Source organism: Devosia insulae DS-56 (genome assembly GCF_000970465.2).
Taxonomy (GTDB): Bacteria; Pseudomonadota; Alphaproteobacteria; order Rhizobiales; family Devosiaceae; genus Devosia_A; species Devosia_A insulae.
Genome location: NZ_LAJE02000167.1, coordinates 1 through 25,333, shown reverse-complemented (window position 1 = coordinate 25,333; position 25,333 = coordinate 1). Strand labels below are relative to the sequence as shown.

Genomic DNA, 25,333 nt, shown 5'->3' with positions numbered 1-25,333 from the left:
TTCAGTGCAAAGGTGGTGCTCTAGAGGGGAATACATCGCCATGATGCTGGATTGCGACAATGCCGCAAAAGCCCCTCGTATTGGATGCCCCGGTCCCGGAACGGCGCGCGCTTACCACTGAAGCGCTGCAATCGGAGATCCTTGAAAAACTCACCTATTCGGTCGGTAAGGACCCGATCGTCGCGCGGCCACACGACTGGCTGAAGGCGACGATCCTGACGGTCCGCGACCGGATCATCGACCAGTGGATGGAGTCGAGCCGAGAGACCTGGCGGACCTCCAACAAGCGGGTCTACTACCTCAGCCTCGAGTTCCTCATCGGCCGCCTGATGCGCGACGCGATGAGCAATATCGGGGTAATGGAGCCGGTGCGCGCCGCGCTGAAGAACTTCAACGTCGATCTCGGCGACCTGATCAACCTCGAGCCGGATGCGGCGCTGGGCAATGGCGGCCTCGGCCGCCTCGCCGCCTGCTTCATGGAGTCGATGGCGACGGTCAACATCCCGGCCTATGGCTATGGCATCCGCTATGTACACGGGCTGTTCCGGCAGGAAATGAGCGAGGGCTGGCAGGTCGAACTGCCCGAGGACTGGCTGGCGCACGGCAACCCCTGGGAGTTCGAGCGGCGCGAGTCGAGCTACGAGATCGGTTTTGGCGGGCATGTCGAGCCGGTGCAGGAGCCGGATGGTACGACCCGGCTCGAATGGCGGCCGGCCGAGCACCTGCTCGCGGTGGCGTTCGACACGCCGATCGTCGGCTGGCGCGGCAAGCGGGTGAATACGCTGAGGCTCTGGTCGGCGCAGCCGATCGATCCGATCCTGCTCGACAAGTTCAATGCCGGCGATCACATCGGCGCGCTCGAGGAAAGCTCGCGTGCGGCGGCAGTGACGCGGGTGCTCTACCCGGCGGACTCGACGCCCTCAGGGCAGGAGCTGCGGCTGAGGCAGGAGTTCTTCTTCTCCTCGGCCTCGCTGCAGGACATCGTCCGCCGCCACATGCAGGCCTACGGCGATCTCGGCTCGCTCTCGGATAAGGTGGCGATCCAGCTCAACGACACGCACCCGGCGATCTCGATCGCCGAGCTGATGCGCATCCTGATCGATATCCACGGCATGGCCTGGGCGCCGGCTTGGAAGCTGACCAAGGCGACGTTCGGCTACACCAACCATACGCTCTTGCCCGAAGCACTGGAGACCTGGCCGGTTGGCCTGCTCGAGCGGATGCTGCCGCGCCAGATGCAGATCATCTACGCCATCAATGCCGAAGTGCTCGGCGAAGCGCGCAAGATGGGCGGCTTCACCGACAGCCAGATCGCCAACCTGTCGCTGATCGACGAGCATGGCAGCCGCCGCGTCCGCATGGGGCAGCTGGCCTTTGTCGGCTCGCACTCGATCAATGGCGTGTCGGCGCTGCATTCGGAGCTGCTGAAGAAGACGCTGTTCTCCGATCTCGACCGGCTCTATCCGGAGCGGATCAACAACAAGACCAACGGGGTGACGCCGCGGCGTTGGCTGTTGCAGTGCAACCCGGGCCTGACGCGGCTGATCAGCGAGCGGATCGGGCCGGACTTCCAGGACGACTTCTCGCTGCTCGCGCAGCTCGACAAGCATGCGGACGATCCGACTTTCCAGGATCAGTTCAAGGCAGTGAAGCGCGCCAACAAGGTAGCCCTGGCGCAGGTGATCAAGGACCGGCTGGGGATCGTGGTGTCGCCCGATGCCATGTTCGACGTGCAGGTCAAGCGCATCCACGAATATAAGCGGCAGCTGCTCAACGTCATCGAGGCGGTAGCGCAATACTCGATGATCCGTTCGCACCCGGAGAAGGACTGGGTGCCGCGGGTAAAGGTGTTCGCCGGCAAAGCGGCGCCGGGCTACTGGAACGCCAAGCTGATCATCAAGCTGATCAACGACGTCGCCAAGGTGGTGAACAACGATCCGGCGGTGCGTGGGCTGCTAAAGGTAGTGTTCCTGCCCAACTACAATGTCAGCCTCGCCGAGCAGATCATCCCGGCGGCCGATCTCAGTGAGCAGATCTCGACGGCCGGCATGGAAGCGTCGGGCACCGGCAACATGAAGTTCATGGCCAACGGCGCCATCACCATCGGCACGCTCGACGGCGCCAATGTCGAGATGCTGGAGCAGGTCGGGCCGGACAACATGGTGATCTTCGGGCTCACCGCCGACAAGGTGGCCGAGAAGCGGAACCGCAGCGAAGTGCCGCGCAGCGCCATCGACGCCTCGCCGGCCCTGCGCCAGGCGCTGGAGGCGATTTCGTCGGGAGTGTTCTCGCCCGACGACCCGAACCGTTACCGCGACCTGATCGGCGGGCTCTACGACCACGACTGGTTCATGGTGGCGCGCGATTTCGACGCCTACGCGGCGGCGCAGCGGGATATCGATGAGCTCTGGAACAAGCCTCGCAAATGGTATTCGATGGCTATCCGGAACACTGCTCATGTCAGCTGGTTTTCCTCGGATCGTACGATTTCGCAGTACGCCAAGGAAATCTGGGGTGTCCCGGTTGTCGGGGGGTAGTGGGGTTTGACCAAGTCCAAGTGGCAGGCAGCTGACAGCGACGTCCGTTCGATCGTCGCCGGCCGTCATTCCGATCCATTCGGTATTCTCGGCCTGCATGAGGTCGATGGTGCCTGGGTGGCGCGCACCTTCATCCCGCACGCGGAATCGGTGTCCGCCCGCACCATGGACAACCGTATCCTCGGGGAGCTGGAGCCACGCGGCGACGGCTTCTTCGAGGGCATAGTCAAGCTTACGAAACTGCAGCCGGTGAACTACCACGCCCGCAATGACGGCGGTGAGTGGAACGTCCTTGACCCCTACAGCTTCGGGCCGGTGCTCGGGCCGATGGACGATTACTATATCGGCGAAGGCTCGCACCTGAGGCTGTTCGACAAGCTCGGCGCCCATGCGATGGAGTTCGAGGGCGTCAACGGCACGCATTTTGCGGTGTGGGCGCCCAACGCCAAACGCGTCAGCGTGGTCGGGCCGTTCAACGACTGGGATGGCCGACGGCACCCGATGCGGGTGCGGATCAATACCGGCGTCTGGGAAGTGTTCGTGCCCAATGTCGGGCCGGGCGAGGTCTACAAGTTCGAGATCGTCGGGCCGGACGGCAAGCTCAGGCCGCTGAAGGCCGACCCATTTGCGCGGCAATCGGAACTGCGGCCGAAAACCGCCTCGATGATTGCCGACCCCAAGCCGTTCGAATGGACTGACGCCAAGTACATGAAAGAGCGCGCCAAGCTCGACTGGCGGCGCAGGCCCGTGTCGATCTACGAGGTGCACCTCGGCTCCTGGCGGCGGCGCGCCGACGGCTCGTTCATGAGCTATGAGCAACTGGCCGAGCAGTTGATCCCCTATGCCGCCGATAGCGGCTTCACCCATATCGAACTGATGCCGATCACCGAGCATCCGTTCGATCCGAGCTGGGGCTACCAGCCGACCGGGCTCTATGCGCCGACGGCGCGCTTCGGCGACCCCAAGGGCTTTGCGCATTTCGTCGACAAGGCGCATGCCACGGGGCTCGGAGTGATCCTCGACTGGGTGCCGGCACACTTCCCCACCGACGAACATGGGCTCGCCCGTTTCGACGGCACGGCGCTCTACGAGCACTCGGATCCGCGGCAGGGGTACCATCCGGACTGGAACACCGCGATCTACAATTTCGGGCGCAAGGAAGTGGTGAGCTTCCTCGTCAACAACGCGCTCTACTGGCTCGAGGCGTTCCACCTCGACGGTTTGCGCGTCGATGCCGTGGCTTCGATGCTCTACCTCGATTACTCGCGCCAGGCCGGGCAGTGGATCCCCAACCAGTTCGGCGGCAACCACAATCTCGAGGCGGTCGAGTTCCTGAAGCGCGTCAACCAGGAGGCCTACCGGCTGCACCCTGGGGTGATGATGATCGCCGAGGAATCGACCTCGTGGAGCGGCGTCAGCGCCCCGGTCGACAAGGGCGGGCTGGGCTTCGGCTTCAAGTGGAACATGGGGTTCATGAACGACACCCTGCGCTACATGAGCCGCAACCCGGTGCACCGGAAGTACCACCACAACGACATGACCTTCGCGGCGCTCTATGGGTACGCCGAGAACTTCATCCTGCCGCTGAGCCATGACGAGGTGGTGCATGGCAAGGGCTCGCTGCTCAGTAAGATGGGCGGCGATGACTGGGGCCAGTTTGCGGGCCTGCGTGCTTATTACGGCTTCATGTGGGGCTGGCCGGGCAAGAAGCTGTTGTTCATGGGCCAGGAATACGCGCAGCGCGAGGAATGGAACGAGGCCAAGGGGCTCGACTGGTGGCTGCTCGAAGCACCCGCACATGAGGGCATCCGCCGGCTGATCACCGACCTCAACGCGCTCTATCGCGAGCTGCCGTCACTCTATGCCCGCGACAACGAGCCGGAGGGCTTTGAGTGGCTGATCGGCAATGACCAGAACAACTCGGTGTTCGCCTGGACCCGCAAGGCGCCGGGCGAGCATCCGGTGGTGGTGATCTCGAATATGACGCCGACGCCGCGCGAGAACTACCGGGTGCCGATGCCGCTGGCCGGACGCTGGGTGGAACGACTGAACACCGACGCCGGTTTTTACGGCGGAACCAATAAGGGGAACCAGGGCCGGGTGCTGGCCAAGGCGAGCGAAGTGGAAGGGCTCGGACCGTACGCCGACCTGTACCTGCCGCCGATGTCGACGCTTTACCTGAAGTATGACCCCGCCTAGGCGGGGCTGACTGAATACGATCCCGCATAAACGGGGCGTAGGAGTGCTTTGTGTGTGTCGCGTGATCGGAACAGCTGATCACGCCCCAAGGGGAGGGAAGCATGGCAGACTACCGGACACCATCGCCGCTGGCGCGTGAGGCGATGGCATATGTGCTGGCGGGGGGACGAGGGACCCGCCTGTTCGAATTGACCGACCGGCGCGCCAAGCCGGCAGTGTATTTTGGCGGCAAGTCCCGCATCATTGATTTCGCGCTCAGTAACGCACTGAACTCCGGCATCCGACGCATTTCGGTGGCGACGCAGTACCAGGCGCATTCGCTGATCCGCCATCTGCAGCGCGGCTGGAACTTCCTCCGCACCGAACGAAACGAGAGTTTCGACGTGCTGCCGGCATCGCAGCGCGTCTCCGAGACGCAATGGTACGAAGGCACTGCCGATGCCGTGTACCAGAACATGGACATCATCGAGGATTACGGCCCGCGCTACATCGTGCTGTTGGCCGGCGACCACATCTACAAGATGGACTACGAAATCATGCTGCGGCAGCATGTGGACACCGGGGCCGACGTCACCATCGGCTGCCTCGAGGTGCCGCGCATGGAAGCCACCGGCTTCGGCGTGATGCATGTCGACGGGCGCGATCGCATCGTCGATTTCGTCGAAAAGCCCAAGGATCCGCCGGGTATTCCAGACAAGCCGGACTATGCGCTGGCCTCGATGGGCATCTACGTGTTCGAGACGCGCTTCCTGATGGAGCAGTTGCGCCGCGACGCCGCCACCGAGGGCTCATCGCGCGACTTCGGCAAGGACATCATCCCCTATATCGTCAAGAACGGCTCGGCCTGGGCGCATCGCTTCCCGCGCTCCTGCGTCCGCTCGGCCAACGAGGATGTGGCCTATTGGCGCGATGTCGGCACGGTCGATGCCTACTGGAAGGCCAATATCGACCTCTGCGACGTGACCCCGCAGCTTGATCTCTACGATCGCGACTGGCCGATCTGGACCTTTGCCGAGATCACCCCGCCGGCCAAGTTTGTCCACGATTTCGACGGCCGGCGCGGCTCGGCGGTGAACTCGCTGGTGTCGGGCGATTGCATCATTTCGGGCGGCGCGCTCGACCGCACGCTGCTCTCGACCGGCAGCCGGGTGCACTCCTATTCCGAACTGCACGAGGCGGTGGTGCTGCCCTACTGCACCATCGGACGCGGTGCACGGCTGAAGAAGGTGGTGGTGGATCGTGGCGTGCATGTGCCCGAGGGCCTCGTCGTCGGCGAGGATCCGGTGTTCGACGCGCAGTGGTTCCGTCGCACAGCCGAGGGGGTGACGCTGGTCACCCAGCCGATGATCGATAAGTACCTGGCGAGCAAATAACTGGCGGAGCAGATGATCGAAGTCCTGTCCGTCGCCTCGGAGGCCTACCCGTTGATCAAGACGGGGGGCCTGGCGGATGTCGTTGGCGCGCTGCCGGCGGCATTGGCGCCGCATGGCGTCTCCATGCGGGTGCTGCTGCCGGGCTATCCCAAGGTAATGGCCGGGCTGGCGGATGGGCGCCAGGTGCTCTGGCTGGAGGATTTCTTCGGCGGTACGGCTCGACTGGTGGCCGGGCGGGCGAATGGACTCGATGTGATCGCTATCGACGCGCCGCATCTCTACGATCGGCCGGGCAACCCCTATGTCGGCGCTGACGGTAAGGATTGGTCGGATAACTGGCAGCGCTTCGCGGCGCTGAGCTTTACTGCCTACGAGCTGTCGCGCGGCGCCATCGAGGGTTACAAGCCGGATATCCTCCACTGCCACGACTGGCAGTCGGGGCTGGCGCCGGCCTATGTGGCGTTCAACGCGCCGAGCCGGGTGAAAACGGTGATGACCGTCCACAACATCGCCTTCCAGGGGGTGTTCGGCTGGGAGGTGTTCAACGGGCTGAGGCTCGACTACCAGGCCGCCAATAGCGGGGCGATCGAGTACTTTGGCAATATCGGCTACCTCAAGGCCGGGCTGCAGGTGGCCGATGCCGTGACCACTGTGAGCCCGACCTATGCGCATGAGATGCGGACCGCCGCCTATGGTATGGGCCTCGAAGGGCTGCTGCAGAGCCGGGCGGATACCGTCACCGGGATCCTCAACGGCATCGACGCCAGTGAATGGAACCCGGGGACCGACACGGCGCTGGCGCAGGTCTACAACCCGAGCAACATTTTCGAGCGGGCCACCAACAAGCGGGCGCTGGAGGAGCGGTTCGGGCTGGAACAGGGCGACGGGCCGATCTTCTCGGTGGTCAGCCGGCTGACCTGGCAGAAGGGCCTCGACATGCTGCCGGGCGAGGTTGACAGCCTCGTGGCGCATGGTGGGAGGCTGATCGTCCTCGGCTCGGGCGATGCGGCAATCGAGAACGGCTTGGCCGGCGCGGCGCTACGGCACCCCGGCAAGGTCGGGGTGGTGATCGGCTATGACGAAAAGCTCAGCCACCTGATCCAGGGTGGCGCCGACGCGATCCTCATTCCGTCGCGGTTTGAACCCTGCGGGCTGACGCAGCTCTATGGTCTGCGCTATGGCTGCATTCCGGTGGTGAGCCGGGTAGGCGGGCTCGCCGATACGGTAATCGATGCCAACGAGGCAGCGGTTGAGGCCGGGGTGGCGACCGGGGTAGTATTCTCGCCGGCCACCGAGGAGGCGTTTGGCGAAGCCATCCGCCGGACCATCGCGCTCTACGCGCGCCCGAAGGTGTGGCACAAAATGCAGCGCCGGGGGATGAAGTCGGACGTCTCCTGGGAACTCAGCGCCGAAAAATACGCCGACCTCTACGCGTCACTCCTGGGGCACAAACTCGATGACGATTCTGACGATTGAGACGAAACCGTTCGCGGACCAGAAGCCCGGCACCTCCGGGCTCCGCAAGCGCGTGACCGTCTTCAGCCAGCCCAACTATGTCGAGAACTTCGTACAGTCGATCTTCGATTGCCTCGAAGGGATCAAGGGCAAGACGCTGGTGCTGGGCGGCGACGGCCGCTTCTACAACGACGTCGCTATCCAGAAGATCATCAAGATCGCCTCGGCCAACGGCTTCGGCGCGGTGCTGGTGGGGCAGGGCGGAATCCTGTCGACCCCGGCTGCCAGCCACGTCATCCGCCACCACAAGGCGTTCGGCGGGCTGATCCTGTCGGCCAGCCACAATCCGGGCGGGCCGGACGGCGATTTCGGCATCAAGTACAACGTCTCGAATGGTGGGCCGGCGCCGGAAAAGATCACCGACGCGGTGTTTGCGCGCTCGAAGGAGATCGACCGCTACCTGATCGTCGACGCGCCGGACGTCGACCTGAGCCGTATCGGCACGCAGCACTCGGCTGGCATGGTGGTCGAGGTGATCGATCCGGTCGCCGACTATGCGGCGCTGATGGAGACGCTGTTCGATTTCGACAAGATCCGCGCCATGTTCGCCGCCGGCTTCACCATGCGGTTCGACGCCATGCATGCGGTCACCGGGCCTTATGCGCACAAGATCCTTGAGGGCATCCTCGGGGCGCCCCAGGGCACCGTGGTCAACGGCACGCCGTCGCCGGATTTCGGCGGCGGGCATCCCGACCCCAACCTCGTCTACGCCAAGGACCTCTACGACCTGATGATGAGCGAGAACGCGCCGGATTTCGGCGCGGCTTCGGATGGCGACGGCGACCGCAATCTGATCATCGGCCGCAACCGTTTCGTCACGCCGTCGGATTCGCTTGCCATTCTCGCCGCCAATGCCCCGCACGCGCCGGGCTATGCCGCCGGGATTGCCGGCATTGCCCGCTCGATGCCGACCAGCGCGGCGGCCGATCGTGTCGCTGAAAAGCTCGGCATCGAAATGCACGAGACGCCGACCGGCTGGAAGTTCTTCGGCAACCTGCTCGATGCCGGCCGCGTTACCATCTGCGGCGAGGAATCGGCCGGCACGGGCTCGAACCACGTGCGCGAGAAGGATGGGCTGTGGGCCGTGCTGCTCTGGCTCAACGTGCTGGCGGCTCGCCAGCAGAGCGTCGATATGATCGTCCAGGATCACTGGGCCACCTATGGCCGCAACTACTATACCCGGCACGACTACGAAGAGGTGGAGGCGGCGCCGGCCAACGCCCTGATGGACGACCTTCGCGCCAAGCTTCCGAGCCTCGTCGGACAGTCGCTCGAGGGACGTCCCGTGGCCTATGCCGACGACTTCACCTATCACGACCCGGTGGATGGCTCGACCAGCGGCAAGCAGGGGGTGCGGATCGGCTTCGTCGACGGCAGCCGGATCGTCGTCCGGCTCAGTGGAACCGGGACGGTCGGCGCCACGTTGCGCTTGTACCTTGAAAGGTATGAGCCCCCGCATGGACAGCACGATCTCGATACCCAGTCGGCACTTTCGCCGCTCATTTCCATCGCCGACAGCGTTGCTGGCATCAAGGCCCGCACCGGCCGCGACGCGCCCAGCGTTATCACTTGAAGGCCCGGTAACCGTGAAACCAGTGTTGGTGCCGGGCGCTGGCAGCCCGGAGAAGCTTGGCGCGACCCTCACCGCCGAGGGTGTGAACTTCGCCGTCTATTCGGAGACGGCGACGGTGATCTGGGTATCGCTCTACGACGAGCTCGACCAGGAAGCGGCGCGCATCGCGCTCGACGGGCATGAGGACCACGTCTGGTTCGGGCTGATCGGCAATATCGGGGCGGGGGCCAAATACGGGCTGCGCGCCGATGGCCGCTACGATCCCGACCAGGGCTATTTCTTCGACCCGCATAAACTGCTGGTCGACCCTTATGCGCGGCGGCTGGACCGCCCCTTCGTGCGCTCGCCACGGCTGCGGCTCAATCGCGAAGAGGCAGTGGATACGGCGCCGCTGATCCCCAAGGCGATCGTGCTGGCGGCCGACAACAAGAACGCCGTGCCGCGCCGCAAGACGCCGGGCCTGTTCTATGAACTCAACGTGCGCGGCTACACCATGCGCCACCCCTCGGTGCAGGGGCCGCTGCGCGGCACGCTGGCGGGCCTCACCACCAAGCGGGTAGTGGATCACCTGCGCTATCTCGGGGTCGACACGGTCGAGCTGATGCCGATCGCCGCCTTCATCGACGATGGCCACCTGCCGGCGATGGGGCTCACCAACGCCTGGGGCTACAACCCGGTCAGCTATTTCGCGGTCGATCCGCGGCTGGCGCCGCGTGGGCCCCAGGAATTGCGCAATATGACCGATGTCTACCGCAAGGCGGGCATCTCGGTGATCCTCGACGTGGTCTACAACCATACCGGCGAGGGCGACGCCAACGGGCCGATGCTGAGCCTGATGGGGCTCGACGCCAAGACCTACTACCGCTTCGTCGAAGTCGACGGCAAACAGCACCTGGTGAACGATGCCGGTACCGGCAATACGCTGCGCGCCGACCATCCGGCGACGCAGCGGCTGGTGATTGAGAGCCTCCGCTACTGGGTCGAGGAGATGGGCGTTTCCGGCTTCCGCTTCGACCTCGCCCCGATCCTCGGACGCGAGCCTGGGTTCAACCCGAACGCGAAGATGCTGCAAATGATCAAGTCCGATCCGGTGCTCGGCAAGTCCATCCTCGTGGCCGAGCCCTGGGATCCGGGTCCGGGCGGCTATCAGCTCGGCCAGTTCGGCAAGGAATTCCGCGAGTGGAACGATACCTATCGCGATGACGTGCGCTCGTTCTGGCGCGGCGACCAGGGCAAGATCGGGGCGCTCGCCGGCAAGGTCGCCGGCTCGGCCGAGATCTTCGATTTTGCCGGCCGCAAGCCCAGCGCCGGCGTCAACATGCTAGCGGTGCATGACGGCTTTACGCTCGCCGATCTCGTCTCCTATCTCGACAAGCACAACGAGGCGAATGGCGAGGGCAACCGCGATGGGCACAACAACAACCACTCGTGGAATTGCGGCGTCGAAGGGCCGACCGATGACGAGAAGATCAATGCCGCGCGTCGCCGCGACGTGCGGGCGCTGTTGGCGACGCTGCTCCTGAGCCGTGGTCTGCCGCTGATCCAGCAGGGCGACGAGTTCGGCCGTACCCAGCGCGGCAATAATAATGCCTATGCCCAGGACAACGAGATCACCTGGGTCGACTGGGAGAATGCCGACGGCACGCTGGTGGATTTCGTCTCGGCGCTCGCCGAGTTCCGGCGGATGCATCCGGCGCTGACGCATGACCATTTCCTCTCTGGGCAGACCAAGCATGGCGTGCGCGATGTGGCCTGGCTGCATCCGGATGGCCGTGAGATGAACGAGGGCGACTGGAACGATGCCGGCGCCTCGGTGCTCGGTATGCGGCTGCAGACTGCCGAAGAGGATTTGATCGTCTGGTTCAACCGCCGGATCGACCCGGTGCTGGCGCGGCTGCCCGAGGGTTATTGGACCGTCGGCCTCGTCTCCGACGACCAGGCCGTGCTGACGGTCGCCGACCGCGCCGCAACCCTGCCGCCGCGCTCGGTGGTGGTGCTGCTCAAGGGACAGATTCCGCCGTCGAAGCCCGAGGTCCCGGTGCCGCCGCAGGAGATCCCGGTACAGCCGGAAACCCCGCAGCCGCCGCCGCAGCCCGACAATGTGCCGGGCGTGCCGCCGGAGGAGCTACCGAACGACAAGCCACCCGAGGAAACGCCGAAAGAGTAGCGGTGGCGGTTTGGCCGCGGGCCGCCGATGTGACATTGATGGCTCGTTCCAGCATGTTGCACGAGGTTCCGCATGTCACCGCTGCTCGGGCTTATCCTCCTGGCACTGCTGGTGGGCGCCAGCTCCATCATCTCGATGTCGGAGATTGCGTTCGCCGCGGCGCGCGAGGTGCGGATTCGGGCGCTGGCCGAGGGCGGTGACGTCAGGGCCATCCGCTTCACCGCGCTGCGCGCCGATGCGGGCAACATCATCACGGCGTTCCAGATCGCCATCAACTCGATCTCGATCCTTGCCGGTGTGATCGGCGACGGGCTGGTCGGTCCAATGTTCGCCGATGCCTTGGCCGGCGCCGGGGCAGGGAGCTTTGCCGGACCGATCGGTTCGATCCTCGCCTTCTGCCTAACCACGACGCTGTTCATCCTGTTCGCCGACCTGATCCCCAAGCGCATCGGCATGCTGATCCCCGAGCAGGTGGCGCTGGCGCTGGTGTGGTTTCCGGAGGGCGCAGTGGCGGTATTGCGACCGCTGGTCTGGCTGTTCAGCGGCATCTCGAACTGGCTGATCGCCCGGCTGCATCTGGCACCGTCGGGGCCAGCCGACGAGGTGACCACCGAGGATTTCCGCATGATCCTCGCCGGCGGCGAGAAATCCGGCGCCTTGATGAAGAAGGAGCGCCGGCTGATCGAGAACGTGCTCGCGCTGGAATTGCGCAGCGTCACCTCGGTGATGACGGTGCGCGATGAGATCGTCTATCTCGACCTCAGCGACCCCCTGGAGGTGCAGCAGGAGAAAGTCCGCCGACGGCCGTTCTCGCACTACCCGATCTGCGATGGCGGCATTGATGAGGTGATCGGCTGCGTGCGTGCCGAGGACGTGCTGGCGACGGTGATGGACCGCGATGCGCCGGTGGATTTTGCCAAGGCACGGCGCGACGTGCTGTCGGTGCCGGACACGCTCAATGTCTGGGAGGTGCTGGCCGAATTCCAGGCCAAGGGCACCGGGTTCGCCGTGGTGGTCAGCGAGTATGCGCATGTGGTCGGCGTCGTCACCTTCAAGGACCTGATGAGCGCGCTGATGCAGGGCCTCGCCAATCCGTTCGAGGAAGAGGCGATCATGAGGCGCGATGACGGCAGCTGGCTGGTCGACGGCGTCGCCCCGGTGGTCGATGTGGTGCGCGCCCTCAACATGAAGAGCTTCCCGCATGACGGTGCCTACGAGACGATTGGCGGCTTCATTGTCCACAATCTCCGCCGCGCCGCCCGCAAGGGTGACAAGGTGGAAGCCGGTGGTTACCTGTTCGAGGTGGTCGACGCCGACAAGCTGCGCCTCAACCAGTTGCTGGTGACCAAGATCAGTTCGAAGTCGGCCGCTCGGGCGTCCTAGTTCAGGCGACGAAGCCCATTCGCTCATAGAGCCGTCGCGCTCCGGCATTGGCCGTCACCACCTTCAGCTGCACGACGTTGGCCCCGCGTTGCCGCAGCGCCGTCATTGCCGTCGTCAGCAGCGTCGCGCCAAGGCCTTGGCCTTGCCACGCCGCCGCGACCACCAGGTCCTTGACGAAGCTCGAGGTCCAGCAGAGGCAGAAGCCGATCACCTCGCCTTCGGCTTTGGCGACAAAGCAGAGCGCCGCGTCGAACTCGCTATCGGCGCGCAACGCTTCCCACCAATCCAGCCAATCGGGCGCGACGCTGCCAAAGCCGTTGGTGTAGGCGCGCTGCAGCAGGGCGTGGATGGCCTTGACGTCGGCGACGTCGAAGCGGACGAGGCGGGCGCCATCGGGCCAGGCCGAGGTGGGCATCGGGGCGGTGAGGTCGCGCTGCAGCGCGATGAAATCCGGGGTCGCCAAGCTCACCAGAATGATGCTCCGTCCATCGCTACAGCAGTCCTCGGCAATCGCTAGTGCCCGGCGGCGATGAGTGGGCAGACGTCACTGAGCCGCCCGGCCAGGTCGTCGCGCAAGGCCTTGAGGTCACCGATGCGGGCATCGATGACGGCGATCTTGCCACGCAGGATGGTTTCGACCCGCTCGGCCGTCAGTCCCTCGCTCTGCAACAGCGGCAGTTCGGCCTCGATCTCGGCCAGAGTGAAGCCGAGGCGCTGCGCCGTGCGGACGTAATCGAGCAGGAACAGTGTCGCTTCCGGGTAGTGGCGGTAGCCATTGGGCCGCCGACGGGCGCGGATGAGGCCGCGCTTCTCGTAGAAGCGCAACGCGTCGCGGCTCAGCCCTGAGCGTTCGGACAGTTCACCGATCTGCATCGCCATTTCGCCCCTTGACCCTGGAGTGCACTCCACCCTCTAGAGCAGGTGCATCCCAAGCACAAAGGAGATTTCCATGCTGGATGCACAGGCCTATGCGCGGATCGTTCGCGCCAGCGCGCTCTACGACCTGATCGTGACTGCCCCTTTTGCTACGCCGTGGACTTTCACGCTGCTCGGCTCATTGCTCGCCGCTATCGATGCGACGCTGGGGCTGCCTGGCAGCATCGAGGCGCCGCAGGGCCTCGCCATGCTGATGGGCAACCTGATGGGGTCCGTCGTCCTGGTGTGGTCGGTGGCGCGCTATCGCCTGGGCTTGCCGATCCTCGGCCGCTATGACGCAGTGGCGCGCTTGCTGTTTGCCGCCTGGCAGATCCATGCCCTCGCCAGCGGCATGAGCTGGGTGGTGCTGCCATTTCTCGCCGTGGAGATCGGCATGGGGATAGCCCAGAGCCTGCCGGTACGACGGACAGTGCCGGCCTGATGGTAGCCCGCCCTGTGCCTGCTTGCCTCGATGGCAGGCACGGGCCAAATTCGCGCCGAAAACATTCGCGAGTATCCCAGTATGCTGATCGCCCAACTCAGTGACATCCACCTCGACGGCGTCACCTCGCTGCAGCGGCTTGACCGGGTGCTGCAGTGGGTCGCCGAGTTGAAGCCCGACGCCGTGGCGGTCAGCGGCGATCTCGCCAACAACGACCACGCCGCTAGCTATGCTGTGCTGAAGACGCGTCTCGGGGCGTTCGGTGCGCCGCTGCTGGTGGTGCCGGGTAATGTCGATAGCCGCGAGGCGATGCGCGAGGTGTTCGGCGGGCCGGGCGAGGGGCCGCTCAACGGGGTCGTTCAGGTTGGCGATGTCAGGCTGATCGGGCTCGACGTGATCGTGCCGGGTGCCGCGCATGGCGACGCCGCTCCGGTGCTCGGCTGGCTCGAGGCGGAGATCAATTCGGGTGGCGCGCCAGCGCTGATCTTTCTTCATCAGCATCCGTTCGACTGCGGCATGGACCAATACGAGACCATCGACTGCCGCAACAAGGAAGGGCTGGCCGCGGTGATCGAGCAGGCCAAGGACACCGTGCTCGGCATCAGCTGCGGGCACCTGCACCGGACGATGTTCACCCGCTTCGCCGGCGTGCCGGCGACCCTCGCACCGGCGATTGCGCCGATGGGTGGGCTCGCCGCCGAGGGCCGCAAGATGCCGGCGACCGATCCGCCGGCGCTGCTGGTGCATCACCTCAAGGGCAAAAACCTCGTCACCCACGTGATCTCGATCGGCGGGTAGAGCGCTTTAGGCGGCGATATGGCACAGCCGGTGCAAAGTGCGTCCCCTCGCCCCCTTTGGGGAGAGGGTCAGGGTGAGGGGCGCCAAGCACACCAGATGGAATAGCTGTCAGGCTGAGCAACGGCCTATGTCAGTGTGCTTGGCGCCCCTCACCCCAGCCCTCTCCCCAAAGGGGCGAGGGGGCGATTTGGCACCGCCGGTGCCGATCCTGCCGCTACTCGGCCGCCTGGGCCGACACCAGGCCACCCTGCTGCTCGATGAAGCTGATGATCTGGTCGAGATTCTCGCGGCGCAGCAGGTCGGCGAAGACGTAGGGGCGGCCTTCGCGCACCTTGATGGTATCGGCCTCCATCACCTCGAGGCTGGCATTCACATATTGCGCGATGTCGGTGTGGGTGACGATCAGGAGGTCCGAGCGGGTGATGGCCGGGCCGCCCTTGCGCGGGATCTTTTCGCCCTGCGCCACCGAGATCACGTAGAGCGTGATGTCGGCGAGATCGGGCGAGAACGTCGCGGCCAGATTGTCGCCGCCGGACTCGATCAGGATGATGTCGAGATCGGGGAATTTGCGGTTGAGGTCGGCGATGGCCGCGAGGTTCAGCGAGGCGTCTTCACGAATAGCCGTATGTGGGCAGCCGCCGGTTTCCACCCCGACGATACGGTCCTCGGAGATTGCCTGCACCCGGTTGAGGATCAGCGCGTCCTCCTTGGTGTAAATGTCGTTGGTGACCACCGCCATCGAGTAGCGGTCACGCATGGCCTTGAGCAGCATTTCGCAGAGCGTCGTCTTGCCCGAGCCGACGGGGCCGCCGATGCCGACGCGGAGCGGGCCGTTGAGCGATTTCATATGAGCCTCATGATGACGAGGATGAGATAGCCGGCGCCAAGCGCCAGGCAGAGCGGCGTATAGTTCTTGCGGTCGAGCGTGGCGAACGGCTCGACCGGAAAGCGGGCGCGCCAGCCCTCGGTGTAGCCGATGGCGCCACGGCCGAGGAACACGGCGGCGAGGACCACGCCGACCAGCGTCAGCCACCAGCCGCCGGCGCTGTGGTCGGCCAGCGACAGGGCCAGCACGCCGGCGGCGAGCACCAGTAGCGAGACGATGAACGAGGCGAGCTTGGGCACGCGGGTGACACCGGGCTTGCCGATCACGGTACGTGCCAGCAGCTCGGGATCGCGGATCGGCCAGCGGCTGCCGATCGACCACAGGAAGTGGGCAATCGCCACCGCCAGCAGCACGACGAAGATCAGGGCGGCAATCAGCATGCTCATGAACGGAAAATCCTCGGTTCCAGCGTCTCGTGGCGCATCTGCGCGATATCGGCGGCGTAGGCGATTGCGCCGAGGTCGGCAAGGGTTGCCGTGGCCGCGGAAGCCGCGAGTGCCGCGACATGAGGTTCGAGTGCCGCAAGGACGCGCAGGCCGTCCGACTGCCCGAGCGGCACCAGGCGGACGGCGACCGAGATTTGGCCATGCACGGTGGCGGTGAGCCAGGCGAGAAGGGTGTCAGTGAGATCGACATCGTGTGCGGCGGCGAGGGCGCCGACGGCGATGGGATAGGGGCAGGGTGTTGGCAGGCGCGCGAGGATGTCGGTGGGCCAGTGCTTGGCGGCGAGCCGGTAGTTGTCGCCGGTGATGGTGGTCTCCATCCAGCGCTCGCGGCTGGCGGTCAGCGCCAAGCTGAGGTCGGCGAGGTCGGAGAGGGCGGTGCGTGTGGCCTCCCCCCTCCCGGCCTCCCCCACAAGGGGGGAGGTGTCTGCCGGTGCTTGTGGCACGGCAGCAGCCGGAGCCTCGATCTGCACCTCCCCCCTTGTGGGGGAGGTTGGGAGGGGGGAGGCCCCAGGCTCTATCTCGAACACCGCCCGCCACGCATGTGCCAGCAAAATCGCGTCCGTGCGTATCCCCCCATGCGCCAGTGCGCCCTCGATCCAGTTCTGCAAGCGTTCGGAATCGGTTACGCGACGATCTGCAATTGCTGTCTCAAGTCCGGCCGACCAGGCGAAGGCTCCCACCGGAAAGGCGGGGGACAGCCAGGTGATGAGCTTTTGCAGTGCAGCCGGATCGGTCATCGGTTGATCAGGGCGTGCTGCGGCTCGCCATGGCTGTGCGCATAGGCGCCGTCCTCGGGATGGAACGGCTCCGAGATGTCGGTGACGGTGGCGCCGAGGCCGCGCAGCATGTCGCGGATCACGTGATCGCGGAGGATCAGCACCCGGTCGGCCTCGATCTGGGTCTTGAGGTGGCGGTTGCCCAGGTGCCAGCAGAGCCGCATCAGGTGAATAGGGTCGCGGCCGCGAACGTCGTATAGCGGCTCCTCGCCGGCGATGATCTCGACCAGCCGGCCGTCCTCGAGCTTGAGCATCGAGCGGTCGGCGAGGGTGACGGGTTCGGGGAAATCGACCAGCACGGTGTCGCCGTGCACCAGGGGCAGCATGCGGCGGCGCACGCGGCGCTCGTCGTGCAGCAGGATGGCGAGATCAAAGGGAGTACCGGTTGCGCCTGTCGGCAAATAGCCAACCGCGCGAAAGGTTTGCGGCATCGTCAAACACCAAGTCTTCGAGGCTTCCCAACCTTCCGCTGAGCTTAGCCGGTCAGCCGCGGGTTTCAAAGTAGAAGCCGATCGACCAGGCCTGATAAGTCAGGTGCGTCACCACGAAGGCGAGGTGGTAGCGCCGGTTCGGCGTCCAGATGGCGATGGCCGAGAGCACCAGTCCGACGGGGATCTGCGCGATGTAGAGCAGGTCCATCGCCTGGAAGTATGGAGCGCCCTTGATCAGTGTGTCGGTCAGATCGAGCAGGAAGGTGAGCCCGAAAATGCCGAAGAACCAGTGCCGGCGCTTGATGAAGAAATCTTCGTAGCCGTCATACTCACTGAGGTTGTCGGGGAACAGCAGGGCGGCGAGGGCGAACAGCGTCACCGCATAGCCGATCAGGAAGATGAAGATGCCGAAGTTCCAGCTCGGCAGGCGCGCCAGATCGTATTCCCACCACCAGAACAGGATGAGCTCGACGCTCATCGACACCACCCAGAGCAGGTGGATGAGCGACAGCTTGGCGCGTTGCGGATGCTGGATCAGGCCCGCCGCGCCCATCAGCAGGCGCGTCAGACCAAGGCCGATGACCGTTCCCATGACGATGCGGACGTGAACGAACACATCGTGGGCGGTGCCTGCGTCCATCGCGGCCTCAGGGGGTGTTGCTGACTTCCGAGCAGCTTAGCGGGGTTTGCGGATCGGCCATCAGGTCGGTGAAGGTGGCATCGCTGCCCTTGGTCCAGAACTCGTATTGGCCGGCGACGTATCTGGCGCCGGAGGCGGCCATGACGTTGACGAAGACCAGCTTTTCCGGACCCACCGGCACGATGGCGATGAAGTTCGGCTTGGCGTTGATGAAATCCACCGCGAACGGCTCGAGCCCCTCGCACTGATACTGGTGGGTGGTGCGCTCGAAATCGCCGGCGAGGTTCAGCACCACCTGTGCCGAGACATCGACGTTCTGCATCATGGCGGCAGTGGCTAGAGCTTCCATCGTCTGGTCCTCCTCGGAACTGGCTGAGCCTAACCGATTCGCTGTGGCGGATTTCAGTCGGCTTCCGCCGGGGCCGGAAGGGCTGAGGTCCGGCGATGCCGCAGCACCAGCAAAGCGAGGCTCAGGAGTGCGCTGAGCGACAGCCCGGTCGCCACCCACAAGGCAACATCGCTGCCCGGGCCGGCGAGGATCGCGGCAAACAACGGCGGCGCACAGGCGAAGCTGAGGTTGAGCGGCAGCGCCAGCATCGAGGAGGCGCGGGCGTAGGCGGCGGGCGGAAAGAGATCGAGCGGCATGGTCGAACGGGCAACGGCCAAGACGCCGCTCGAAAGCCCATAGACTGCGACGAAGGCAACGGCGGCCGGGGCGCCGGTGCCGATGATCAGCACGGCAAAGCTGAGCGGCAGCGCCGCGGCCGCCAGCAGTCCAGTGGCGAGGCTGTTCCAGCGTTTGCCGGCGGCGAAATCGACCAGTCGCGCCAGGAGCGCCGTGACGCCGATGAACGAGGCGACCAGCACCGCCGTGCCATGCTCGAGGCCGCGCCCCTCGAACAGGGTGATGATGGTGAGCGAAAAGCCCCAGGTGACGATGCCGTTGGCGGCGCTGGCGAAGGCGAGGAGCGCGAAGGCGATGCGGTCGAGCGGCGGGACGGGGCCGGCTGCGGCCCGCTTCGTCGCTCCGCCCGGGCGCTTCGCCAGCAGCAGCCAGTAGATCGGCGCGGCGACGACGAGCAGCAATGCGGCGCCGACCAGCGTCGCCGTCCGCCAGCCGAAGGCCGCCTGCAGCGCACCGAGCAGGGGCCAGGACAGCGTGGTCGAAAGCCCACCGAAGATCAGCAGGGCGCCGATGGCCTGCCGGGCTCGGGCACCGGCCCATTCGGCGATGCCGATCTGCATCGCGGTGGTCAGCGTGCCCCCGCCGGCGAGGCCGACCAGCATCCAGCCGGCGAAATAGCTCCATGTCATGGTCGCGGTGGCGATCACGCCCAAGCCAAGCGCTGCGACAGCTGTGCTCGAGGTCATCACCAGGCGCGCGCCAAAGCGTTCGAACAGGCGGAGGAACGGCACCGCCGCAGCCGCCATCACCACCAGCATCACCGTCGGCCCGGCCATCACCGCCGGGTAGGACAGGCCGAGCGTCTCGGCCATGGCGCTGCCGGTGATCGCCGGCAGGTTGAAGGTCATGCCCCAGCATATCGCCTGGGTGAGGGCAAAGGCCGCGATCGCCAGCGGCAGGCGTGGAGGAGATTCGGACATCATTGGCTCGGCAGAAGCCAGCCACCAATCACGGTCAGATTTCAGTCGTGTGACAGGGGTTACGCCGTCTCCAGCGTATTGGGGCGGGGCTGGTAGCCGTCGATATCGGCATAGCCATACTCGAGGGCGAGGTCGGCACTGGTGAAGACGCGGCCGGATTTCTGCAGCAGCGCCGGGTCGGCGGCGAGGTGAGCGACGGCGCGGCCCTGGAATTCCGGGCTTTCGGAATTCGACATGTCGAAATACTGGGCGTTCTTCAGCACCTCCTCGGTGCGGACGAGGCCGGGATAGAGCGCGATGGCGGCGACATCGAACTCCCGCATCTGGTGGGCGACATCGGCCGCTAGCTTGTCCATGGCGGCTTTGGAGACGCCGTAGACGACGTTCTGCATGAACTTCTGCGCCGCCCAGAACGAGATGTTGACGATCAGCCCGGAGCGCTGCCGCGCCATCGCCTCGCTGGCAACGCGGATGGCGCACCAGGAGGAGCGCACGCCGACGCCGATCATCGCGTCCCAGCGCCACATCGGCTGCTGCCAGATCGGGTCGACCCAGGTGAAGCGGTTATCCTCCTCCATGCGCTCGTAGCCGGGCCAGGCGGAGTTGACGAGGATATCGAGGCGGCCCTCGTCGGCCAGCACGCGAAGGACGACCGCCTCGGTCTCGACGTCATAGGCATGGTCGACGCGGTGGGCAACGCAGCGGCCAGGGTACTTGCTGGATTCATCGAGCACCGAGGCGAGCGATCCAGCCCGATCAAGCCCCTCGGGATGCTCGCCGTTCCGTGCGGTCCGACCGGTGATGTGCACCGTCGCCCCTGCCTCGAGCAACCCCAGCGCCACACCGCGCCCGACACCACGGCTTGCGCCGGTGACGAGACAGACCTTGCCCGTGAGATCGACCGCCATGCTGTTCTCTCCGACTCAATATTGGAGAACATAGCATGAACAAATGCGCGGAGATAAGTCGATGAGGAACGATCGTCCCGACTAGAGCTCGCCGGGGAAGAAATCGGGATCGAGGACCTGCCCGATTGTGTAAGGGCAGGTCTCGGGGAACAGGTCGAGGTAGATTGTGGTTTCCTCGGAGGCGAGTTCACGTGCCCGAGGATACTCCTCCTCGTAGACCTGCTCCGGAAATGGCTTGAGGCTCGGGCTTTCGTCGAGCAGGCGCAGTATCTTTCTGCGTTGGTCTCGGATCGTCGAACGCTAGCTTCGCGAGCGATACTCAGGTTGCCGCTCCCATTTCAGTAGGTGCATCATCAGCACCTCGAGACGGCTACGGATCTCGTGTTTGCTGCTGCGCCCCAAGCTCTCGATCTCCTCGGCGACATTCTCCAGATCGACGCGATCGAATTTGCCGGAGCGGATGAGCGCGGCCTGCTCCGCGCTCCACAACGCGAAGTCGTCCTCGTAGCCAGTCAGACGCTTGAGATCGATCTTGTTCATGGAGGCAATATGCGCCTTCGTCGCTGGCCGCGCAAACAACTCAGAACAGGAAGTAGCGCTGCGCCATTGGCAGCACCGTTGCCGGTTCGCAGGTCAGCAGCTCGCCGTCCGCCCGCACTTCATAGGTCTCGGGGTCGACGTCGATCGCAGGGGTGGCTGAATTGTGGATCATCGAGGCTTTGCTGATGCCGCCCCGGGTGTTTTCGACCGGCAGCATGCCCTTGGCGACGCCGAGTGTGGCTTGCAGGCCGTTGTCGTAGGCGGCCTGGCTGATGAAGGTCACTGAGGAGTTGGTCCTCAGTTTGCCATAGGCGCCGAACATCGGGCGGTAGTGCATCGGCTGCGGGGTGGGGATCGAAGCATTCGGGTCGCCCATCGGGGCGGCGGCGATCGAACCGCCCATGATCACCATTTCGGGCTTCACCCCGAAAAAGGCCGGTGTCCACATCACCAGGTCTGCCCGCTTGCCCACTTCCACCGAGCCGATATGGCGGCTCAGGCCCTGCGCGATGGCCGGGTTGATGGTGTATTTGGCGATGAAGCGCTTCACCCGGAAATTGTCGTTGTCGCCGGTTTCCTCGGGCAGGCGACCGCGCTGGCGCTTCATCTTGTCGGCGGTCTGCCAGGTGCGGATGATCACTTCGCCGACCCGGCCCATGGCCTGGCTGTCGGACGAGATCATCGAGAAGGCGCCGATATCGTGGAGGATATCTTCAGCTGCGATGGTTTCCTTGCGGATGCGGCTCTCGGCGAAGGCGACGTCCTCGGCGATGGCCGGGCTGAGGTGATGGCAGACCATCAGCATGTCGAGATGCTCGGCCAGCGTGTTCACCGTGTAGGGACGGGTCGGGTTGGTGGAGGAGGGGAGGACGTTCGGGAGGCTCGCCACCTTGATGATATCGGGGGCATGGCCGCCGCCGGCGCCTTCGGTGTGGAAGGCGTGGATGGTGCGGCCCTTGAAGGCGCGCACGGTGTCCTCGACGAAGCCGGATTCGTTCAGCGTATCGGTGTGGATCATCACCTGCACGTCGAAGGCGTCGGCGACGGCGAGGCAATTGTCGATCGTCGCGGGCGTGGTGCCCCAGTCCTCATGCAACTTCAGCGACGATGCGCCGGCGAGGATCATCTCCTCGAGCGGGGCGGGCAGCGAAGCGTTGCCCTTGCCGGCGAGGCCGAGGTTCATCGGGAAGGCGTCAAAGCTCTCGATCATCCGGTGGATGTGCCAGGCGCCGGTGCAGGTGGTAGCGAGCGTGCCATGCGCTGGGCCGGTGCCGCCGCCGATCATCGTGGTGATGCCCGACATCAGGGCTTCTTCGATCTGCTGCGGGGCGATGAAATGGATATGCGCATCCATGCCGCCGGCAGTGATGATGCGGCCCTCCGAGGCGATCACCTCGGTCGATGGCCCGATGATGATGTCGACATTGGGCTGGGTGTCCGGGTTGCCGGCCTTGCCGATAGCGTGGATCCTGCCGTCGCGCAGGCCGATGTCGGCCTTGTAGATGCCGGTATGGTCGATGATCAGCGCGTTGGTGATCACCGTATCGACGGCGCCGGCGGCGCGGGTGACCTGGCTCTGGCCCATGCCGTCGCGGATCACCTTGCCGCCGCCGAACTTCACCTCTTCGCCATAGGTGGTGAGGTCCTTTTCGACCTCGATGAACAGCTCCGTATCGGCCAGCCGTACGCGGTCGCCGGTGGTCGGCCCGTACATCTGGGCGTAGGTCGAGCGGGAGATGCGAGCGGGCATGATGGTCCTTCCAGGCGAAGCGGAGGAGATCATTTGAACCGCCTAATAGTTAGGCTGTCCAGCCATTTGACGCGAAAATCGGCAGTGAAGTCCGGCCGATCTCGCGCGTCCGGTCAGTTCGGCTTCGGAGCAGTCGCCTGGGCCTTGCGGTAGGCGGCGATGAGGAAGCCGAGCATGTCGTCGAGCAGGCCATCGCCGGCGCGGATTTCTGGGTCGGCCTGGGTGCGGGCGATCAGCGAGATGGCGAGCACCTGGATGGCGTAGGCATGCTTAGCCTTGCCTTCGCGATGGAAGTCGTTGCCCTGCTTCTGGAAGTCGGTGAGCAGCTTTGAGTAGACCTCGCGCGCCATGTTGGCCTTGTAGGCCGCCCAACTCGGCTGTTTGGCCCGATCGACGAGGCGCGCCGCGAGGCTGCCGATCAGGAACATCGCCTCGGGATCCTTGCCGCCATTGCCGCGCAGATCCTGCAGCACGGCCACGAAGCGCTCCTTGAAATCTTCTTCTTTGCTGGCCATCGCCGTCCTGCCCATTGAAAACGGCGCATCCCTAGCCGAAATCTCTGCCGATTGCCAAAGCTCTGTGGCGCTCTGTCCGGATTTTGCCACAGCCCGCTGTTCTATTGGCGCTACCTGTTTGGAGGCTCACATGAAATCCCGATTCGTCCTCTCGCTCGCCGCCACCCTGTTGATGGCTGCGCCGCAGCTTGCCCATGCGCAGAACATGGATATCGTCCAGATCATCTCGGGGATCGGCGGGACCGAGTTCCTGCACGATGCCGGCCGGGCCGACAGCGCGGCGGGTCTGCGCGTCGTACGTCTCTCCAGCCTCGCCGGAGCGGAGATGAATGCGGACCTGTTGGCCCGGTCGCTCGAGATCAAGCAGCGCGACGTGGGGTACCTGCAGGGGAACCTGGTGATCAACCCGCTGGCGATGAGCGCGATCCGCAATGCCGGCGTCAGCCTCGGCCAGATCGTTTCGATCGATCTTGCCGGCGACGGCGGCGGCGTGCTCTACGCCGACGATCTCTGATCGTTTCGCACGATCTCTGATCGTAGGGTTCGCACGATCTGATCGTAAGGTTTCGCACGATCTGAGGGCGGTTCCCGTCCAGGACGTGCAAAATAGAGTGAACGGGCAGGAGGAAACCTCTGCCCGCTTCATGCGTATCTCCAGTGTGGTTTTTAAGACCAATGGAGATAAAAGATGTTGAATCTCAAGGCTATTGCCGTTGCTGCCGCCCTTACCCTTTCGACCGCCGGCCTCGCCATGGCAGCGGAAGGCAGTGCGATGGATGCGTTGACCTCGGCGACGACGGTCAGCTTCAAGACCGTGACCAGTGCCGAGCTCAATCCGCTGAGCCCGGGCTATGAAGAGGTCGATCTGGACTCGCTGAAGGCCCGTATCCAGGGCAGCCCGGCGCTGCTCGCCCAACTCGAGAGCTTCGGTGCGACGATTGATGATGTCGTGGGCATCACCGGTAAGGATGAGACCGACGTGACGATCCTGGTTCAGGGCTAACCACTCCCTGTTCCATAACAAGGGCCGGGCTCATGCCCGGCCTTTTCGTGTCTGGATACGCCGCGCTAGAGCTTCCCCATCACCTTCTGCTGGAAGCCGTAGACAATGCGGTTGCCCGAGAGCGGCACCAGCCGCACCTCGCGGGCCTGGCCCGGCTCGAAGCGCACTGCGGTGCCGGCGGCGATGTCGAGCCGCATGCCGCGGGCTTTTTCGCGCTCGAAACTGAGGCCGGCATTGGTCTCGTAGAAGTGGTAGTGCGAGCCGACCTGGATCGGCCGGTCGCCGGTATTGGCGACCTCGAGGGTTACCTGCGGCGCGCCGACGTTGAGCTCGATGTCGCCGGGGACGGTATAGATTTCGCCTGGAATAAGGGGCATTTGGCTCACCGGATCGGTTCGTGGACGGTGACCAGCTTGGTGCCGTCGGGGAAGGTGGCTTCCACCTGTACGTCGTGGATCATCTCGGCAATGCCTTCCATCACCTGAGCGCGGCTGACCACATGGGCACCCGCTTCCATCAGGTCGGCAACCGAGCGCCCGTCGCGGGCGCCTTCGACAACATAGTCGGTGATCAGCGCGATGGCCTCGGGGTGGTTGAGCTTCACGCCGCGCTCAAGGCGCTTGCGGGCCACGATGGCAGCCATGGCGATGAGCAGCTTGTCTTTCTCGCGGGGCGTCAGATTCATGCGGGAGTTCCTAAGGGGGTGTCGTGCACGGGGCACTGGGTCCCCGCTTTCGCGGGGATGACGGCGGTGGTGTTAGCACGGGCTCGCGCCACAACCCCCGTGTCTTTCCCGCGAAAGCGCACTACTGTCCGGGATTTTTGGGTGATGGTGGATTGAGGCTGAGTTCCATCTGTCCTTGCATTGAGTTTGGTCGTCGTCGTGGTGGCTGGAAGGCGTTTAGGACGTTGATCCTGAGCAGGGTACGGA

The 25,333-nt window shown here is 64.9% G+C and carries 25 protein-coding genes and 1 pseudogene; 11 read left to right on the top strand and 15 right to left on the bottom strand.

The window, feature by feature from the left end; genetic code table 11:
* Positions 1–59: 59 nt before the first annotated feature.
* The 7 genes from VW23_RS11065 (at position 60) to VW23_RS11035 (ending at position 12,747) form a co-directional block, all read left to right on the top strand.
* Positions 60–2,537: a glycogen/starch/alpha-glucan phosphorylase gene (locus tag VW23_RS11065; RefSeq protein WP_069909624.1), complete on the top strand. Its 2,478-nt coding sequence runs from the start codon at positions 60–62 to the stop codon at positions 2,535–2,537.
* A 6-nt stretch (positions 2,538–2,543) separates the two neighbouring features.
* Complete coding sequence (gene glgB, locus VW23_RS11060) at positions 2,544–4,736, top strand: 1,4-alpha-glucan branching protein GlgB (protein ID WP_069909623.1); 2,193 nt, start codon at positions 2,544–2,546, stop codon at positions 4,734–4,736.
* A 101-nt stretch (positions 4,737–4,837) separates the two neighbouring features.
* Positions 4,838–6,109: a glucose-1-phosphate adenylyltransferase gene (gene glgC / locus VW23_RS11055; RefSeq protein WP_069909622.1), complete on the top strand. Its 1,272-nt coding sequence runs from the start codon at positions 4,838–4,840 to the stop codon at positions 6,107–6,109.
* A gap of 15 nt (positions 6,110–6,124) precedes the next feature.
* Positions 6,125–7,585: a glycogen synthase GlgA gene (gene glgA, locus VW23_RS11050; RefSeq protein ID WP_069909654.1), complete on the top strand. Its 1,461-nt coding sequence runs from the start codon at positions 6,125–6,127 to the stop codon at positions 7,583–7,585.
* A complete protein-coding gene (locus VW23_RS11045) occupies positions 7,566–9,197 on the top strand; it encodes an alpha-D-glucose phosphate-specific phosphoglucomutase (RefSeq protein WP_069909621.1) in 1,632 nt (543 codons plus the stop codon). The genes glgA and VW23_RS11045 overlap by 20 nt, the downstream gene beginning before the upstream one ends.
* A gap of 13 nt (positions 9,198–9,210) precedes the next feature.
* Positions 9,211–11,364, top strand: a complete 2,154-nt coding sequence (gene glgX / locus VW23_RS11040; protein ID WP_244513504.1) for a glycogen debranching protein GlgX — start codon at positions 9,211–9,213, stop codon at positions 11,362–11,364.
* A 72-nt stretch (positions 11,365–11,436) separates the two neighbouring features.
* Positions 11,437–12,747 (top strand): hemolysin family protein, encoded by a 1,311-nt coding sequence (locus tag VW23_RS11035; RefSeq protein WP_069909619.1) that lies wholly within the window; start codon positions 11,437–11,439, stop codon positions 12,745–12,747.
* Position 12,748: 1 nt separating this feature from the next.
* Here the strand turns inward: VW23_RS11035 and VW23_RS11030 are convergent, their stop codons facing one another.
* Both VW23_RS11030 and VW23_RS11025 read right to left on the bottom strand, forming a co-directional pair.
* Positions 12,749–13,216 (bottom strand): GNAT family N-acetyltransferase, encoded by a 468-nt coding sequence (locus VW23_RS11030; RefSeq protein WP_084645936.1) that lies wholly within the window; start codon positions 13,214–13,216, stop codon positions 12,749–12,751.
* Positions 13,217–13,260: 44 nt separating this feature from the next.
* A complete protein-coding gene (locus tag VW23_RS11025; protein ID WP_069909652.1) occupies positions 13,261–13,620 on the bottom strand; it encodes a MerR family transcriptional regulator in 360 nt (119 codons plus the stop codon).
* 76 nt (positions 13,621–13,696) lie between these two features.
* Here VW23_RS11025 and VW23_RS11020 point away from each other — a divergent pair, with 76 nt between their 5' ends.
* On the top strand, positions 13,697–14,104 hold the full coding sequence (locus tag VW23_RS11020) for a hypothetical protein (protein WP_069909618.1): 408 nt from the start codon (positions 13,697–13,699) through the stop codon (positions 14,102–14,104).
* Positions 14,105–14,185: 81 nt separating this feature from the next.
* Entirely contained in the window at positions 14,186–14,902 is a 717-nt protein-coding gene (locus VW23_RS11015) for a metallophosphoesterase (RefSeq protein WP_069909617.1), read from the top strand.
* Between the two features lie 214 nt (positions 14,903–15,116).
* Here VW23_RS11015 and ureG read toward each other — a convergent pair whose 3' ends face one another.
* The 11 genes and pseudogenes from ureG to VW23_RS10960 all read right to left on the bottom strand — a co-directional run bounded on the left by ureG (position 15,117) and on the right by VW23_RS10960 (position 23,399).
* Positions 15,117–15,749, bottom strand: coding sequence for an urease accessory protein UreG (gene ureG / locus VW23_RS11010; RefSeq protein WP_069909616.1), 633 nt, complete (start codon positions 15,747–15,749; stop codon positions 15,117–15,119).
* Positions 15,746–16,174 (bottom strand): DUF3995 domain-containing protein, encoded by a 429-nt coding sequence (locus VW23_RS11005; protein ID WP_069909615.1) that lies wholly within the window; start codon positions 16,172–16,174, stop codon positions 15,746–15,748. Before VW23_RS11005 ends, ureG begins: the two co-directional genes overlap by 4 nt.
* Positions 16,171–16,971, bottom strand: a complete 801-nt coding sequence (locus tag VW23_RS11000; RefSeq protein ID WP_069909614.1) for an urease accessory protein UreF — start codon at positions 16,969–16,971, stop codon at positions 16,171–16,173. Before VW23_RS11000 ends, VW23_RS11005 begins: the two co-directional genes overlap by 4 nt.
* Positions 16,968–17,441, bottom strand: a complete 474-nt coding sequence (locus tag VW23_RS10995; RefSeq protein WP_069909613.1) for an urease accessory protein UreE — start codon at positions 17,439–17,441, stop codon at positions 16,968–16,970. The genes VW23_RS11000 and VW23_RS10995 overlap by 4 nt, the downstream gene beginning before the upstream one ends.
* A 52-nt stretch (positions 17,442–17,493) precedes the next feature.
* Positions 17,494–18,081: a hypothetical protein gene (locus VW23_RS10990; RefSeq protein ID WP_069909612.1), complete on the bottom strand. Its 588-nt coding sequence runs from the start codon at positions 18,079–18,081 to the stop codon at positions 17,494–17,496.
* A 7-nt stretch (positions 18,082–18,088) separates the two neighbouring features.
* Positions 18,089–18,430, bottom strand: coding sequence for an MliC family protein (locus VW23_RS10985; RefSeq protein WP_069909611.1), 342 nt, complete (start codon positions 18,428–18,430; stop codon positions 18,089–18,091).
* A gap of 53 nt (positions 18,431–18,483) precedes the next feature.
* On the bottom strand, positions 18,484–19,686 hold the full coding sequence (locus VW23_RS10980) for an MFS transporter (RefSeq protein ID WP_069909651.1): 1,203 nt from the start codon (positions 19,684–19,686) through the stop codon (positions 18,484–18,486).
* 59 nt (positions 19,687–19,745) lie between these two features.
* Complete coding sequence (locus tag VW23_RS10975) at positions 19,746–20,594, bottom strand: SDR family NAD(P)-dependent oxidoreductase (protein WP_069909610.1); 849 nt, start codon at positions 20,592–20,594, stop codon at positions 19,746–19,748.
* An 81-nt stretch (positions 20,595–20,675) separates the two neighbouring features.
* A pseudogene (locus VW23_RS10970) lies at positions 20,676–21,134 on the bottom strand (DUF29 domain-containing protein).
* A 40-nt stretch (positions 21,135–21,174) separates the two neighbouring features.
* Positions 21,175–22,884: an urease subunit alpha gene (ureC, locus tag VW23_RS10965; RefSeq protein WP_069909609.1), complete on the bottom strand. Its 1,710-nt coding sequence runs from the start codon at positions 22,882–22,884 to the stop codon at positions 21,175–21,177.
* A gap of 113 nt (positions 22,885–22,997) precedes the next feature.
* Positions 22,998–23,399 (bottom strand): hypothetical protein, encoded by a 402-nt coding sequence (locus VW23_RS10960; protein ID WP_069909608.1) that lies wholly within the window; start codon positions 23,397–23,399, stop codon positions 22,998–23,000.
* 130 nt (positions 23,400–23,529) lie between these two features.
* Here VW23_RS10960 and VW23_RS10955 point away from each other — a divergent pair, with 130 nt between their 5' ends.
* Entirely contained in the window at positions 23,530–23,913 is a 384-nt protein-coding gene (locus tag VW23_RS10955) for a hypothetical protein (protein WP_069909607.1), read from the top strand.
* A 174-nt stretch (positions 23,914–24,087) separates the two neighbouring features.
* On the top strand, positions 24,088–24,402 hold the full coding sequence (locus VW23_RS10950; RefSeq protein ID WP_069909606.1) for a hypothetical protein: 315 nt from the start codon (positions 24,088–24,090) through the stop codon (positions 24,400–24,402).
* Between the two features lie 65 nt (positions 24,403–24,467).
* Here VW23_RS10950 and VW23_RS10945 read toward each other — a convergent pair whose 3' ends face one another.
* Together VW23_RS10945 and VW23_RS10940 are read right to left on the bottom strand one after the other, a co-directional pair.
* Complete coding sequence (locus tag VW23_RS10945; RefSeq protein ID WP_069909605.1) at positions 24,468–24,779, bottom strand: urease subunit beta; 312 nt, start codon at positions 24,777–24,779, stop codon at positions 24,468–24,470.
* A gap of 5 nt (positions 24,780–24,784) precedes the next feature.
* Entirely contained in the window at positions 24,785–25,087 is a 303-nt protein-coding gene (locus VW23_RS10940; RefSeq protein WP_055880252.1) for an urease subunit gamma, read from the bottom strand.
* Positions 25,088–25,333: the final 246 nt, after the last annotated feature.

Coding starts and splice junctions, on each gene's coding strand:
- VW23_RS10940 (WP_055880252.1), bottom strand. CDS start 25,087: ATGAATCTGACGCCCCGCGAGAAAGACAAGCTGCTCATCGCCATGGCT.
- VW23_RS11000 (WP_069909614.1), bottom strand. CDS start 16,971: ATGACCGATCCGGCTGCACTGCAAAAGCTCATCACCTGGCTGTCCCCC.
- VW23_RS10975 (WP_069909610.1), bottom strand. CDS start 20,594: ATGGCGGTCGATCTCACGGGCAAGGTCTGTCTCGTCACCGGCGCAAGC.
- VW23_RS11025 (WP_069909652.1), bottom strand. CDS start 13,620: ATGCAGATCGGTGAACTGTCCGAACGCTCAGGGCTGAGCCGCGACGCG.
- VW23_RS10960 (WP_069909608.1), bottom strand. CDS start 23,399: ATGGCCAGCAAAGAAGAAGATTTCAAGGAGCGCTTCGTGGCCGTGCTG.
- VW23_RS10985 (WP_069909611.1), bottom strand. CDS start 18,430: ATGGAAGCTCTAGCCACTGCCGCCATGATGCAGAACGTCGATGTCTCG.
- VW23_RS10950 (WP_069909606.1), top strand. CDS start 24,088: ATGTTGAATCTCAAGGCTATTGCCGTTGCTGCCGCCCTTACCCTTTCG.
- VW23_RS10980 (WP_069909651.1), bottom strand. CDS start 19,686: ATGTCCGAATCTCCTCCACGCCTGCCGCTGGCGATCGCGGCCTTTGCC.
- VW23_RS11065 (WP_069909624.1), top strand. CDS start 60: ATGCCGCAAAAGCCCCTCGTATTGGATGCCCCGGTCCCGGAACGGCGC.
- ureG (WP_069909616.1), bottom strand. CDS start 15,749: ATGAAATCGCTCAACGGCCCGCTCCGCGTCGGCATCGGCGGCCCCGTC.
- VW23_RS11005 (WP_069909615.1), bottom strand. CDS start 16,174: ATGAGCATGCTGATTGCCGCCCTGATCTTCGTCGTGCTGCTGGCGGTG.
- VW23_RS11035 (WP_069909619.1), top strand. CDS start 11,437: ATGTCACCGCTGCTCGGGCTTATCCTCCTGGCACTGCTGGTGGGCGCC.
- VW23_RS11045 (WP_069909621.1), top strand. CDS start 7,566: ATGACGATTCTGACGATTGAGACGAAACCGTTCGCGGACCAGAAGCCC.
- VW23_RS10995 (WP_069909613.1), bottom strand. CDS start 17,441: ATGCCGCAAACCTTTCGCGCGGTTGGCTATTTGCCGACAGGCGCAACC.
- VW23_RS10945 (WP_069909605.1), bottom strand. CDS start 24,779: ATGCCCCTTATTCCAGGCGAAATCTATACCGTCCCCGGCGACATCGAG.
- VW23_RS10990 (WP_069909612.1), bottom strand. CDS start 18,081: ATGGACGCAGGCACCGCCCACGATGTGTTCGTTCACGTCCGCATCGTC.
- glgC (WP_069909622.1), top strand. CDS start 4,838: ATGGCAGACTACCGGACACCATCGCCGCTGGCGCGTGAGGCGATGGCA.
- VW23_RS11015 (WP_069909617.1), top strand. CDS start 14,186: ATGCTGATCGCCCAACTCAGTGACATCCACCTCGACGGCGTCACCTCG.
- VW23_RS10955 (WP_069909607.1), top strand. CDS start 23,530: ATGAAATCCCGATTCGTCCTCTCGCTCGCCGCCACCCTGTTGATGGCT.
- VW23_RS11020 (WP_069909618.1), top strand. CDS start 13,697: ATGCTGGATGCACAGGCCTATGCGCGGATCGTTCGCGCCAGCGCGCTC.
- ureC (WP_069909609.1), bottom strand. CDS start 22,884: ATGCCCGCTCGCATCTCCCGCTCGACCTACGCCCAGATGTACGGGCCG.